The following is a 13,700-nucleotide window of genomic DNA, read 5'->3' as shown; positions in this document are numbered from 1 at the left end:
CGTTCCCGTGTGTGCCTGCACGTTGTCCATCTTCCGTCAGTCGGGCGCCCGTTCGACAGGGAGGGGCGGGTGCCCCTCCGCGGCGGAGGGGCACCCGGTGGTTCAGCCGACGGCGACGGTCGGGGCGGGCCGGGTCTCCGGGGGTTCCGGCGGCTGCGGCTCCCGCGCCAGCCGGCCCGGCCACCACACCTTGCGCCGCAGCGCCACGCTCGCGCTGGTCACCAGGTAGGTCCGGACGAGGAAGGTGTCGAGCAGCACGCCGACCGCGATCACGAAGCCGAGTTCGACGAGCTGGACCAGACCCATGTTCGTGAGGACCGCGAAGGTGGCCGCCAGCACCAGGCCCGCGGAGGCGATCACCCCTCCGGTGGTGCGCAGCGCGGTGAGCGCGGCGGCGGCCGGTTCGGAGCCGTTCAGGGACTCCTCGCGCATGCGGTGCATGAGGAAGATGCCGTAGTCGACGCCGAGGGCGACCAGGAAGACGAAGGACAGCAGGCCGAGTCCCGGGTCCGTCCCCTCGAATCCGAACAGCGGCCCGAAGACCAGCCCGCCGATGCCGAGGGCCGCACCCCACACCGCGACCACGGCGACGACGAGGAGCAGCGGGGCGACCAGGCTGCGCAGCAGAGCGATCAGGATCAGCAGCACGGACACGAGCACGATCGGTACGACGACGAGCCGGTCGCGGGCGTTGGTGTCCTGGAGGTCGATCTGCTGGGCGCTCGGACCGCCGACGTACGAGCCCTCGGTCTCCCCCCGGTCCAGGTCCTCGCGCAGGGACTTGATGGTGGCGGTCTCGGCGGCCGACTGGGGCGCGCCCTTCGCGGTGACGGAGATCTCCGTCCAGCCCTTTCCGCTGCGGCCCGGATCGGCGCCGGCCACGCCCCGGTGGTGGCGGATCTCGGCGAGGGCCGCCCCGGCGCGGTCCGTGGGGGCCATCACGGTGATCGGCTGGGTGCCCTGGCCCGGGTAGGCGCGGGCCAGGGTCTCCATCGCGGCGACGGAGTCGGGGGTGTCGACGAAGGAGTCCTCCTGCTTGAGCGAGCCGGGCAGGTTCAGCGCGCCGACGGCGAGCGCGCCGAGGAGGACGGCGCCGCCCACGAGGACGGTGAGCGGCCGGCGCCCCGCGGAGGACCCCATGGCGGCGAACAGGCTGCGCCGCTGCCGGGGTTCGCTCCCGAACGCGGGCACGAGGGGCCAGAACACGCGGCGGCCGAGCACGACGAGGACGGCGGGCAGCAGGGTCAGCATGGCGACGAGCGCGCACAGCACGCCGACGGTTCCCATCGGGCCCATGCCCCGGCTGCTGTTGAGGTCGGCGGCGAGCAGGCACAGCAGGCCGGCCGCGACGGTGCCGGAGGAGGCGAGCACGGCGGGGGCGCAGCCGCGCAGGGCCTGGCGCATGGCGTCGTAGGGCCGTTCCACCCTCCGCAGTTCCTCCCGGTAGCGGGAGATGAGCAGCAGGGCGTAGTCGGTCCCGGCGCCGAACACGAGGATCGTCATCACTCCGGAGCTCTGGCCGGAGATGGTGGTGCCGAAGGCCTGGTGGAGTCCGTAGGCGACGCCCATGGAGAGGTAGTCGGCGACGCCCGCGACGGCGAGCGGCACGAGCCACAGCAGCGGGCTGCGGTAGATGAGGATCAGCAGGACGGCGACCACGGCGACGGTGGTGTAGAGCAGTGGTCCGCCGAGGGAGCCGTACACCTCGGAGGCGTCGGTGGCGAGCGCGCCCGGCCCGCCCACCTCGACGTCCATCCCGTTCGCGGAGCGGGCGACGTCGCGTACGTCGTCGACGAACGCGTCGCGCTTCTTCTCGTCGGTGCCGGGCGCGGAGCTGGCGACCGGGTACATCAGGGTGGTGCCGTCCCGGGACGGCACGCCCTTCGGGGGCGCGGTCAGCGGTTCGCGGCCGGCGATGTCGGCGACCTGGCGGGCGGCCGTCGCCCGGTCGGCGGCGCTCAGTCCGCCGTCGCGGTGGTAGACGAGGACGAGTTCGGTGCTCTCCCCGCCCGGCAGCCGGTCCTCGATCTTCGCCACCTGGGTGGAGTCCGCGCTCGCGGGCAGGTAGTCCACGGCGCGGTCGTGCTGGACGTCCGCGAGCTTCGACGCGAACGGTCCGACGACGGCCAGGACGGCCACCCACAGACCGAGCAGCACCCAGGGAACGGCCCTTCGCCGTGTACGCGTGGTTGTCTCTCCGGGCCCCATGACGGGGTCCTCCCCTCCTGGCCGGATGTCTGGACAGGCACCAGACTCCCGGCGCGCGGGCGCGGATTCGTCGCGCCGAAGGGCGAGTTCGCGGGTACTGCGCGGGGCGGCCGGACGGCCGGACTACTCCCGCGGGAGTACGGCACGCGCACGCGTCGGCGTACGCGCGGGCCGGCCTACGAGGGCGTGCGAGCCGCCGCCAGCAGCCGGGTCACGTCGTCCGCGCAGATCGTGAGCGCGGCGCCCACGGTCGCCAGGGCGTCACGCTCGGCGGGCGTGTAGGGCCCGTCGGCGAGGGCGATGCGGGCGCCCTGGAGGAGGATCGCCTCGCGGCCGGTGGGGGCGAGATGCGGGGCCAGCGGGTCCAGCGCCTCGTGGAGCTCTATGGCCAGGCTCGCTCCGCACGGTCCTCCGAGGACCCGGCCGGTGTCGGCGGCGAGCGCCTCGACGAGGGCTCCGAGCTGGTCCTCGGTGCAGTCGTCGAAGCCGGCGGAGCGCACGGTGGTGGCGGCGGTCTCCAGGGACGTACGGGCGCAGGTGCCCCCGGCGGCGAGAACGGCGAGGGCGACGGTGTGGACGGCGTCGCGGAGCATCGCCGAGAAGCGGGTGGTGGTGGGGTGGTCGAGGACGTCGGCGCCGTAGTGGTGGCGGCAGGCGGCGCATTCGACGACGGGCCCGGTCTCGCCGCGCGGGACGACGGGGACGCCGAGGAGGGTGAAGCGGCGGCGGCCGGTCAGGCGCTGGTAGTTGCGGTCGCCTCCGCAGCCGGGGCAGAAGAATTCGCCGTCGCCGACGGTGGTCCAGGCGGTGCGGGTGCCCAGGATGCGGGGAACCTGAACTGCACGACCGTTTCGTCCCCATCCTGGCAGCACGTCGCACACCTCCGTTACTCCCCCACCGCCTTTTGGGCGTGAGAGGTGACCCCGCGGCAACATCGCCGCGCTGGCGTGATGTTAGCCACATTGTTGATGTGGAGTCAGTACCCAGGACGAGACCTTCCCGTGACCTCCACAGGGATTGGCCGGTAAACGACGGGGCCCCGCCCGCCTCGAAAGGCGGACGGGGCCGGGAAGAACCAGGTGAACGAGGTCAGCGGGTCGCGCGGTTGACGGCGGAGACGACGGCCTTCAGCGAGGCACGTGTCGTATTCGCGTCGATCCCGATCCCCCACAGGACCTTGCCGTCGATCGCGCATTCGATGTACGAGGCGGCCTGGGCGGAGGCGCCCTCGCTCATCGTGTGCTCCTGGTAGTCCAGCAGGCGTACGTCGATGCCGATGGACTGCAGCGCGTCGAAGAAGGCCGAGATCGGGCCGTTCCCGGAGCCGCTCAGGACGGTGTCGGCGCCGTCGACCGACGCCTCGACGGTGAGCGTGTCCACGCCGTCCTTGTCCGTGGTGGACTGGCCGTTCTTGACCTGGATGCGGCCCCACGGGTTGTCGGGGTTGGGCAGGTACTCGTCCTGGAAGGTCGCCCAGATGTCCTTCGGCGTGATCTCGCCGCCCTCGGCGTCCGTCTTCGCCTGGATGAGCTTCGAGAACTCGATCTGCATACGGCGCGGCAGGTCCAGCTTGTGGTCGTTCTTCAGGACGTAGGCGATGCCACCCTTGCCGGACTGCGAGTTGACGCGGATGACGGCCTCGTAGGACCGGCCGACGTCCTTCGGGTCGATCGGCAGGTACGGGACGGCCCACTCGATGTCGTCGACGGTGACGCCCTTGGCCGCGGCGTCGGCCTCCATGGCGTCGAAGCCCTTCTTGATGGCGTCCTGGTGGGAGCCGGAGAAGGACGTGTAGACCAGGTCGCCCACGTACGGGTGGCGCGGGTGGACCTCCATCTGGTTGCAGTACTCCCACGTACGACGGATCTCGTCGATGTCGGAGAAGTCGATCTGCGGGTCGACGCCCTGCGAGAACAGGTTCATGCCCAGGGTGACCAGGTCGACGTTGCCGGTGCGCTCGCCCTGGCCGAACAGACAGCCCTCGACACGGTCCGCGCCGGCCATCACGGCCAGCTCGGCGGCGGCCACGGCGGTGCCGCGGTCGTTGTGCGGGTGGACCGACAGCACGACGTGCTCACGACGTGACAGGTTGCGGTGCATCCACTCGAAGCGGTCCGCGTGGGTGGAGGGGGTGGAGCGCTCGACGGTGGCGGGCAGGTTCAGGATGATCTCGCGGCCCGGGCCGGGCTGGTAGACGTCCATGACCGCCTCGCAGACCTCCAGGGCGAAGTCCAGCTCGGTGTCGGTGAAGATCTCGGGGCTGTACTGGTAGCCGAACTCGGTCTCCGGGTCCAGCAGCTTCTCCGCGTACTCCATGACCAGGCGGGTGCCGTCGACGGCGATCTGCTTGATGTCGTCCTTGGAGCCGCGGAAGACGACCCGGCGGAAGACCGGCGCGGTGGCGTTGTACAGGTGCACGGTGGCGCGCTTGGCGCCCTTCAGCGACTCGACGGTCCGCTCGATCAGGTCCTCGCGGGCCTGGGTCAGTACGGAGATCGTCACGTCGTCCGGGATCGCGCCCTCTTCCTCGATGATCGAGCGCACGAAGTCGAAGTCGGTCTGGCCGGAGGCGGGGAAACCGACCTCGATCTCCTTGTAGCCCATCTTGACCAGCTGGTCGAACATCCGGCGCTTGCGCTCGGGCGACATCGGGTCGATCAGGGCCTGGTTGCCGTCGCGCAGGTCGGTGGAGAGCCAGCGGGGGGCGGCGGTGATCCGCTGGTCGGGCCAGGTGCGGTCGGGGATGTCGACCTGCTCGTACCGGCCGTACTTCTTGATCGGCATGGAACTGGGCTGCTGGCGGTTCGCCATGATTGCGTGGGCTCCTCGATGTGTCCGCGGTATCCGCTGTCCGCGAGTCCGGAAGGACGGCCGACGGCGCAGCGCCAAACTCCGCGGGGAGGGGGTCGGCCTCGACTACAGGCCCTCGCCGCGGCAGCTAAGGAGAAGCAGCCCGAAACGCATGATGCTCCGCAGCCTAGCCGAGCCGTGCCCCGTGCGGGGTGGTGTTCCAGTATGCGGGACCGCATGCATAAAACGGACAAAAAGTGCGCCATACCACTCGACGGCGGCTTCCGATGCTCCTTATCGCCGCATTTCACCAATCATGGTTGCAGGTAGTGACAGTGGCATAACTCAGTGCAAGGGTGCCGGGCATGACGACCAACGGGGGCTTCGAGCCCGTCTTCTGCACGATCGTGCCGCCCCACGTCCTCGACAAGCTCGCCCAGCACGAGGACCCCGCACTCGCCGGTCCCGCCCGCCAGACCCTGGAGCGCGACGCCTACGAGCGCACCCACCGCCGGCTGACCACCGTCATCGGCGCCCCGACCGTCGCCCCGCCCGCGGGGGCGGAGGAGGACAAGCCGCACCGCACGATCTACGACGCCCGCCACCACCAGGACCTGCCCGGCAAGAAGGTGCGCGGCGAGAACGACAAGCCCGGCAAGGACGCCACGGTCAACCGCGCCTACGCCGGTCTGGGCGCGACCTTCGAGCTCTACCTGAAGGCGTACGGGCGCAACTCGATCGACGGTTCGGGCCTGCCGCTGGACGCGACGGTGCACTTCGACCGGGACTACAACAACGCCTTCTGGAACGGCGAGCAGATGGTGTTCGGCGACGGCGACGGCGAGATCTTCCTCGACTTCACCATCCCGGTCGACGTCATCGGGCACGAGCTGACCCACGGCGTCACGCAGTACACGGCGAACCTCACCTACTTCGGCCAGCCGGGCGCCCTGAACGAGTCCATGTCGGACGTCTTCGGCTCGCTGATCAAGCAGTACACGCTCGGCCAGACCACTGCCGAGGCCGACTGGCTGATCGGTGCGGGCCTGCTCGCCCCGCGCGTCACCGGTACGGCCCTGCGCTCCATGAAGGAGCCGGGCAGCGCGTACGACGACGACGTGCTCGGCAAGGACCCACAGCCCGGCACCATGGACGGGTACGTCCGCACCGGCCGCGACAACGGCGGCGTCCACATCAACTCGGGCATCCCCAACCACGCCTTCTACCTGGTCGCCCAGGCACTCGGCGGCCACGCCTGGGAGCGGGCCGGGCAGATCTGGTACGACGTACTCACCGGCGGGCAGCTCCAGTCCCAGGCGAGCTTCGCCGACTTCGCCGCGCTGACCGTCGCCCAGGCACGCGAACGGTACGGCGAGGGCGAGGAGCTCCAGTCGGTGCTGAAGGCCTGGGAGCAGGTCGGGGTACCGGCCGCGTAGCCCCGGCGCACGACTCGTACTAGACAGGACCCATGCGTATTCAGGTGAGGCGCACGGGCGGATTCGCGGGCATCGAGCGTCATGCCGAGGTGGACACCTCGGGACGGTCCGACGCCCACGAGTGGCAGGCCCTGGCCGAGCAGGCGGTCGCCGCCGGCCGGGGCACGCCCCCCGTCGGCGTCCCGGACGGCTTCAGCTACCAGATCACCGTGGACGGGAGGACCGTGTACGCGGCCGATCCCCGCCTCACGGAGGAACAGCGGACGCTGATCTCCAGAGTGCTGAAGGAGGGCGCGTAGCCGACGGCCGCCGAGGGGAGTTCCGTCCGGGGCGCTGGCAGCCGCCCGGCCCCGGCGGCCGTGGTCACGGCGTGACCACGGCCTCTTCCCCTGGGCGCCCGAAGGGCAACAACCTTTTCCCACCGCCCCGTTGACTTCCGTTACCGCCGGTACGGATGATCGCGCGCATGGCGACGAACCCCCTCCCGCAGTTCCCGCCCGGCTTCCTCTGGGGCGTGTCCACCTCGGCCCACCAGATCGAGGGGGCCGCCGACGAGCGCGACCCCTCCGTGTGGGACGCCTTCACGGCCGAACCAGGGCGGATCAAGGACGGCTCGACCGCGGAGGTGGCCTGCGACCACTACCACCGCTACCGCGAGGACGTCGCGCTGCTCGCCGGCCTCGGCGTGGACGCGTACCGCTTCTCCGTCTCCTGGCCCCGGGTGAACTCCCCCGGCGGCCTCGACTTCTACGACCGCCTCGTCGACGAGCTGTGCGCGGCGGGCGTACGCCCCGTCCCCACCCTCTTCCACTGGGACCTGCCGCTGGAGCTGGACTGGCTGTCCCGCGACACGGCGGCCCGTTTCGCCGACCATGCCGCCGTCGTCGCCGAGCGTCTCGGTGACCGGGTGCAGAAGTGGATCACCCTCAACGAACCGGCCGAACATACGCTGCTGGGGCACGCGCTCGGCGCGCACGCCCCCGGCAGACGACTGCTGTTCGACGCACTGCCGGTGGCCCACCACCAGCTCCTGGCCCACGGCCTCGCCGTACGGGCGCTGCGCGCCGCCGGAGCCGACGACATCGGGATCGCCAACTCGCACGGACCCACCTGGGCGGCGTCCCGGCGCACCGAGGACGTGGAGGCCGCCGACTTCTACGACGTCCTCCTCAACCGGCTGTTCTCCGACCCGCTGCTCCTCGGCCGGTACCCGGAGGGCATCGGCGAGCTGCTGCCCGGCGACGTCGAGTCCGACCTGAAGGTGATCGCCGAACCCCTGGACTGGTACGGCGTGAACTACTACCAGCCGACGAAGGTGGGTGCCCCCGAGGGCGCGGAGATCGAATTCAGCGGACTGACCCTGCCCGCCGAACTCCCCTTCTCCGTACGCGAACTGGAGGGCTACCCGGTCACCGACTTCGGCTGGCCGGTCGTCCCGGAGGCCCTCACCGAGCTGCTGGTCGGCCTCCGCGAGCGCTACGGCGACCGGCTCCCGCCCGTCGTCATCACCGAGAACGGCTGCTCGTACGAGGGCATCGACGACCAGGAGCGGATCGCCTTCCTGGAGGGCCATGTCCGTGCCCTGCACCGGGCACTGGAACAGGGTGTCGACGTGCGCGGCTACTTCGTCTGGTCACTGATGGACAACTTCGAGTGGGCCGAGGGCTACGCCCGGCGCTTCGGACTCGTCCACGTCGACTACGACACGCTGGAGCGGACCCCCAAGGCGTCGTACGCGTGGCTGCGGGACGCCCTGCGGGCGCAGGCGCGCAGATGACGGCCGCCGATCCCGTCGTGCCCGCGGGGGACGGCGCGCTGGCCGAGCCCGTCGAGCGGGTGGGGCGCGGCTGGACCGCGGCACTCTCGCTCGCCAACGGCGCGATCTGGGTGGGCTGGTTCGGGCCGCTGCAGATCCTCCTCGCCTCCCAGGCGGAGGACTTCGCGCCCGGCACCGGCATGTCCAAGGAGACGGTGCTCGCCTGGGTCACGGGGGCGGGCGCGGTGGTCTCGCTGGCCGCCAACCCGTTCTTCGGCGCGCTCTCCGACCGTACGACCGCCCGCTGGGGCCGCCGCACGCCGTGGATCGTCGCCGGGTCCGCGGGCGGCGCGCTGTCCCTGCTGCTCCTGGCGGGCGCCGGCGGGGTGTGGACGATGGCGGCCGGCTGGTGCCTGGTCCAGCTGACGCTGAACGCCGCCTTCGCCGCGATCACGGCGGCGGTCCCGGACCGGGTGCCGCGGCTCCAGCGGGGCTCGGTGGGCGGCTGGCTGGGCGCCGCACAGATCCTGGGCGTGGTCGGCGGGACAGGGCTCGCGGCGGCCGCGGGCGGCACGGGCGCGGGGTACGCGGCGTGCGCGGTGTTCACACTGGCGGGCGTCCTGCCGTACGTCCTGCGGCACCCGGATCTGCGGCTGCCCGCGTCGGCCCGCGCGCCCTGGGCCTGGCGGTCCTTCCTCGCCTCCTTCCGGCTGAGCCCGCGCCGCCACCCGGATCTGGCGTGGGCCTGGCTGACCCGTTTCCTGATCAACCTGAGCAACGCGCTCGTCCTGCTCTACCTGCTGTACTACCTGCGTGACCGGCTGCACCACCACGACCCGGAGGAGGGCGTCCTCGTCCTCACGGCGGTCAACGCCGTCACCCTGCTCGCCACGGTCGTCGTGGGCGGGGTCTGGTCGGACCGGGTGGGACGCCGCAAGCCGTTCGTCATCTGGTCCGGCGTCCTGATGGCGGTGGCCACGGCCGCCCTGGCCGGCTGGCAGACCTGGCCGGGGGCGATCGTCGCGTCGGCGGTGCTGGGCATCGGCTTCGGCGTCTTCACCTCCGTCGACTTCGCCCTGATGACCGACGTGCTGCCCGAGGCGCTCGACCGCGGCAAGGACCTCGGCGTCATCAACATCGCCAACGCCCTCCCCCAGGTCGCGGCACCCGCGCTGGCCGCGCCGATCGTGACCCATCTCGGCGGGTACCGGGTGCTGTACCTGGTGTCGGCGGCGATCGGACTCGCCGGGGCGGTGCTGGTGCGCAGGATCAGAGGGGTCGAGTAGGCCTCACAGGGCTCCGGCGTCCCGGGCCGCCCAGGCCGAGGGGAACAGCGGACGGTAGCCGAGCTCGCGGCGGACGCGGTCGGTGGAGACGATCCCCAGCCACGGGTCCGGGTCGGTGCGCCCGTGCAGGGCGGCCGGGGCTTCGACCTGGTTGAGCTGGTGCAGTTCGACCGCCGTGACGGGCACGTCGTCGGCGATGTTGTAGACCCGGCCGTCGATGCCCGGCGCGTGGAGCAGGCGCAGCAGTCCCTGGGCCACGTCGGCGTGGTGGACCATCTGCAGCCGCTGGGCGGCCGCCCAGTGCCCGGCCCAGTCCAGGGACCGGGCCAGGTGCGGGTCGCCCTCGCCGTACACGAAGGCGAGCCGGCCGATCCGCACGGGCAGCCCCTCCAGCGCCAGTAGCAGCCGCTCGGCCTCCGCCTTGGACTCGGGATAGGCGCCCCACATCGCGCCGCCGGGACGCACCGGGTCGTCCTCGGTGTGCGGACGCTCCCGACCCGCCCCGTACACCAGATTCGTGCTGACCTGCACGAAGCGCCGTACGCCGCAGGCCCGAGCGGCGCGGCCCAGCTCCACGGCCGCGTCCCGGTTGACCGCCCGCGCCTCCTCGTCCGGCACCCCGCGGAACGCCGCCGCGACGTTGACGACCGCGTCCACCCCCGCCACGGCCTTGCCGAGCGCCTCCGCGTCCCGCAGATCGCCGACCACGACCTCGGCGCCCATCTCCGCGAAGGGCTCGCCGCGCCCCGCGTCACGCACCAGCACCCGTATCCGCTCTCCCCGCCGGGTCTGCGCCAGCAGCCTCGGCACCAGCCGCCTGCCCACCTGTCCGGTCGTCCCTGTCACCAAGGTCAGCATCATGTGCTCCTCTCGTCGGTGACCAGCCTCGGCCGGAGCCGGGGCGGCCGCGAGAGACCTCCCTATCCGGGGACCGGCAGTGCCTGGATAACCCGGGCGGGTTCGGACACGCTGGAGGGGTGGACCGAGCCGAACTAGCCGACTTCCTGCGCCGCAGTCGCGCACGCCTCGACCCCTCCGACGTGGGGCTCGCCGCCGGCACCCGGCGCCGCACACCGGGCCTGCGCCGCGAGGAGGTGGCGGCCCTCGCGGGCATGTCCGTGGACTACTACACCCGGCTCGAACAGTCCCGCGGCCCCCGCCCGTCACGGCAGATGCTGGGCGCGCTGGCGCGGGCGCTGCGGCTCACCGGTGACGAGCGGGACCATCTCTTCCACCTGGTGGGCGAGGAACCGCCGCGCGCCGAGAGCGCCTCGGGACATGTCCGGCCCGGTCTGCTGCTCGTCCTCGATCGGCTGCACGACGCGCCCGCGCAGGTCATGACCGACTACGGCGACGTCCTCGCACAGAACACGATGTCGGTGGCCCTCGTCGGCGAGGCGGGCCCGGAACGCAATGTCGTACGGCGCTTCTTCACCGATCCGCGGGCCCGCGCCCTCTTCCCGCCAAAGGACCACGCCGAGCTCGCCCGCAGCCATGTGTCCCATCTGCGCGCGGTCACCGCGGCCCGGCCCGGCGACCCGGCCCCCGCCCGCCTCGTGGCCGAACTGCGCGCCAAGAGCACTGAGTTCGCCCTGCTGTGGGAGGAGCACGAGGTCGCGGTGCGGCGCGTCTCCACGAAGCGGTTCGTGCACCCCACGGTGGGGCTGCTCGACCTGGACTGCGAGATCCTGCTCAGCTCGGAGGACCATCAGATCCTGATCGTCCACACGGCCCGCCCCGGCACCGAGTCCCACGAGCGGCTCCAGCTGCTGCGGGTGGTGGGTCTTCAGGACATGACGCCCGCTCGCCGTCCCCACCCTCCGCTCTCGCGCTGAGCGGTGCCCGGGGGCCGACTTCGGCCACTTTCGACGACCCTCGAAGGAAAGGGCCGGCGTCCCTTGCAATCGTGAGTCACCCGCGCATCAATGGAACCGCACGTTCCGACGGACCGTCAGATGCCGCCGCACGGCGTCCCGCACGCCGCTCGCGGGCGGTCCGTCCGCGCACACCACCTCCCCGCACCCTCACCTGCACGGCGGTGAGGAGACCGTGTGCCCGGACGGGGCCGGTTCCGTCCGACCATCCCCACATGGCAATTCCCGTACAAGGGAAGGGAACACGATGAGAGGCAAGCGACTCGGAATCACCGCGGCGTTGGCCGGGGGCACCCTCGCCGCGACCGCACTGGCCTTCGCGCCCGCCGCCGCGGCCGTCACCCCGCAGACGGCCACCATCAACGCCACCTGCAGCATCGGCGGCAGCGGTTCGGCCACCCTCACGGCCACCCAGAGCGGCACCGCCGCGACCATCACCCTGAGCTCCACCGACATCACGGCTCCGATCAGCGTCGCGCAGGACTCGATCAGCTCCACACTGACCATGGTGAAGGCGGGCGGCGGCACCACCGTCTTCAGCGGCACGAGGAACCCGGCCATCGCCGCGGGCGGCGGGGTCGCGGTGGGCCCGCTGGACGGCACCGTCGCCTCCGGCGACAGCCTGGAGGCCTTCGGCGGCTCCCTGCAGATGGTGGTCTTCGGCATCACCATCACCTGCACCGCGGACGCGGCACAGTCCCCCGGCCCGTTCGTGTTCGAGTAGGCGCCCACGCGTGAGGACCGGCGCCGCCCGCGCGCAGCGGCGCCGATCCGGCAGCCGATCGGGACCCCAACGAGCCTCCTGGAAGCGCGAGTTGATGACATTGACAGAAACTGATGGGTCATCAGTTCGCGTGTCGGGACTCCATTGACTTCTCACACAACCCGCACATCAATGGCCCCCTGTCGGCGCAGACGAGCCGCTGCGCCCGCATCCCTCAGGAGGGGGCAACCACCATGAGAACCACGGGTCCGACAACCCGAAGACGCCGCTGGGCGGCGCTGCTCGGGGCGACCGCCCTCGCGGTCACCGCGGGCGGCGCACTGGCCGCCCCGGCCGGAGCCGCGCCCACGGACGTGGACTTCCCCACGCACTGCATCCCGCCGGCGATCGCGGGCATCCCGCCGATCGACGGCACCACCACCGCGAAGATCACGGTCGACAACGCCGCCCCCAAGGTCGGCGACACCGTCACCGTGACGTACACGGTGGTCAAGCCCGCCGCGAGCAACCCCGTCGACCTGGCCCTGCCCGCCGACATCATGACGCCCACCGGCAAGGTCACGCTCGGCGGGGCGCAGACCGGCGCCGTCACGGTCGCCGGGCCCAAGAAGAACGACCCGGTGCCGGGCAAGGGCGCCTTCCCCTCGTTCAGCATGACCGGCACGTTCACGGTCACCGCGCCGGGCGCCATCACGCTCTCGCCGGGCGACTACAACATCCACACCAGCTACATCATGGAGCTGGACACCCCGTGCACGGTGACCGACCCGCCCGCCCCGGTGTCCGAGACCGTCACCGCGACGAACGGCGGCGGACAGACCAACAACCGGGCCATCCAGCTCGGTTCGGCCTCCGGGAACCCCGGTGACGGCGTGACCGTCACCGGCAGCGACTTCACCCCGGGCGCCACCGTCACCCTCGCCGGACGCTCCGGCGACGCGCAGACCGCCGACACCACGACCGTGACCGCGGACGGTCAGGGCGCCTTCAGCGGCACGCTCGTCGTCAACGACCGGACGACGACCGGTGTGGTGGCGTACGAGGGCGCGAGCTGGAACGCCGACAAGGGCGCGGGTCCCGCCACGTACGTCGTCGTCGACGACACCCCCGTCCCCGACAACGCCCAGAGACTCACCACCACGGTGAAGGCCGGGACGCTGTCCATGACACAGGCCGGGGACGCCGTCGAACTGTCGGCGGTCGACTTCGGCAAGGGCGGCGCCTCGAACGGCGCCCTGAAGACGGTGACCGTCAAGGACTTCCGCGGCGGCCCCGCGGGCTGGTCCCTGACCGGCAAGGTCACCGACTTCACCGGCCCCGGCGCGAAGATCGACGCCGGTGCGCTGAGCTGGACCCCGGCCTGCGTGACCAAGGCGGGCAGTCCGAGCACCTGCCGGGCAGGCTCGTCCGGCACGGTGGGCTCCTCGGGCGCGACGCTGGCCTCCACGCCCGACGGCACGCTCACCGGCGGTGAGTTCACGGTCGACGCCGGGCTGTCGCTCGACGTACCGGCGTTCACTCCGCCCGGTTCGTACTCCGGCGTGCTCACGCTGACGCTCAGCTGACCAGTCCGTCCGCACCTTCGGTGGCCGGGCGCGCACCCGCCCGTCCGCCTCGTCCGTGGGG

Annotated in this window: 11 protein-coding genes; 7 read left to right on the top strand and 4 right to left on the bottom strand. The window is 71.9% G+C overall.

Going from position 1 to position 13,700, the window contains the following annotated elements; all coding sequences use genetic code 11:
- Positions 1-102 precede the first annotated feature (102 nt).
- The 3 genes from ABEB03_RS05710 to leuA all read right to left on the bottom strand — a co-directional run bounded on the left by ABEB03_RS05710 (position 103) and on the right by leuA (position 5,019).
- Positions 103-2,208, bottom strand: coding sequence for an MMPL family transporter (locus tag ABEB03_RS05710; RefSeq protein WP_345642105.1), 2,106 nt, complete (start codon positions 2,206-2,208; stop codon positions 103-105).
- Positions 2,209-2,384: 176 nt separating this feature from the next.
- Complete coding sequence (locus ABEB03_RS05705; RefSeq protein ID WP_345642102.1) at positions 2,385-3,080, bottom strand: TerB family tellurite resistance protein; 696 nt, start codon at positions 3,078-3,080, stop codon at positions 2,385-2,387.
- Positions 3,081-3,297: 217 nt separating this feature from the next.
- Positions 3,298-5,019 carry a 2-isopropylmalate synthase gene (gene leuA / locus ABEB03_RS05700; RefSeq protein WP_345642099.1) on the bottom strand — a complete coding sequence of 574 codons (1,722 nt, stop codon included), beginning with the start codon at positions 5,017-5,019 and terminating at the stop codon, positions 3,298-3,300.
- A 344-nt stretch (positions 5,020-5,363) separates the two neighbouring features.
- Between leuA and ABEB03_RS05695 the strand changes: the two genes are divergently transcribed.
- The 4 genes from ABEB03_RS05695 to ABEB03_RS05680 all read left to right on the top strand — a co-directional run bounded on the left by ABEB03_RS05695 (position 5,364) and on the right by ABEB03_RS05680 (position 9,476).
- Complete coding sequence (locus ABEB03_RS05695; protein WP_345642096.1) at positions 5,364-6,434, top strand: M4 family metallopeptidase; 1,071 nt, start codon at positions 5,364-5,366, stop codon at positions 6,432-6,434.
- 32 nt (positions 6,435-6,466) lie between these two features.
- Positions 6,467-6,733: a protealysin inhibitor emfourin gene (locus ABEB03_RS05690; protein WP_345642093.1), complete on the top strand. Its 267-nt coding sequence runs from the start codon at positions 6,467-6,469 to the stop codon at positions 6,731-6,733.
- A 155-nt stretch (positions 6,734-6,888) separates the two neighbouring features.
- Positions 6,889-8,211: a GH1 family beta-glucosidase gene (locus ABEB03_RS05685; protein ID WP_345642090.1), complete on the top strand. Its 1,323-nt coding sequence runs from the start codon at positions 6,889-6,891 to the stop codon at positions 8,209-8,211.
- Positions 8,208-9,476 (top strand): MFS transporter, encoded by a 1,269-nt coding sequence (locus ABEB03_RS05680; protein WP_345642087.1) that lies wholly within the window; start codon positions 8,208-8,210, stop codon positions 9,474-9,476. The genes ABEB03_RS05685 and ABEB03_RS05680 overlap by 4 nt, the downstream gene beginning before the upstream one ends.
- A 3-nt stretch (positions 9,477-9,479) precedes the next feature.
- On the opposite strand, the gene ABEB03_RS05675 is transcribed toward ABEB03_RS05680, so the two are convergent.
- Positions 9,480-10,334: an NAD-dependent epimerase/dehydratase family protein gene (locus ABEB03_RS05675; RefSeq protein ID WP_345644095.1), complete on the bottom strand. Its 855-nt coding sequence runs from the start codon at positions 10,332-10,334 to the stop codon at positions 9,480-9,482.
- Between the two features lie 119 nt (positions 10,335-10,453).
- Here ABEB03_RS05675 and ABEB03_RS05670 point away from each other — a divergent pair, with 119 nt between their 5' ends.
- The 3 genes from ABEB03_RS05670 to ABEB03_RS05660 all read left to right on the top strand — a co-directional run bounded on the left by ABEB03_RS05670 (position 10,454) and on the right by ABEB03_RS05660 (position 13,639).
- The gene (locus ABEB03_RS05670; RefSeq protein WP_345642084.1) at positions 10,454-11,311 is read left to right on the top strand and encodes a helix-turn-helix transcriptional regulator; all 858 of its coding nucleotides are present in this window, start codon (positions 10,454-10,456) and stop codon (positions 11,309-11,311) included.
- A gap of 286 nt (positions 11,312-11,597) precedes the next feature.
- Positions 11,598-12,074 (top strand): hypothetical protein, encoded by a 477-nt coding sequence (locus ABEB03_RS05665; protein WP_345642079.1) that lies wholly within the window; start codon positions 11,598-11,600, stop codon positions 12,072-12,074.
- A gap of 233 nt (positions 12,075-12,307) precedes the next feature.
- Positions 12,308-13,639 carry a beta-xylosidase gene (locus tag ABEB03_RS05660; protein WP_345642076.1) on the top strand — a complete coding sequence of 444 codons (1,332 nt, stop codon included), beginning with the start codon at positions 12,308-12,310 and terminating at the stop codon, positions 13,637-13,639.
- Positions 13,640-13,700 lie beyond the last annotated feature (61 nt).

The organism is Streptomyces siamensis (assembly GCF_039543605.1).
Classification (GTDB): Bacteria; Actinomycetota; Actinomycetes; order Streptomycetales; family Streptomycetaceae; genus Streptomyces; species Streptomyces siamensis.
Note: the sequence above shows the minus strand (reverse complement) of the source record. Positions and strands in the feature narration are given on the sequence as shown.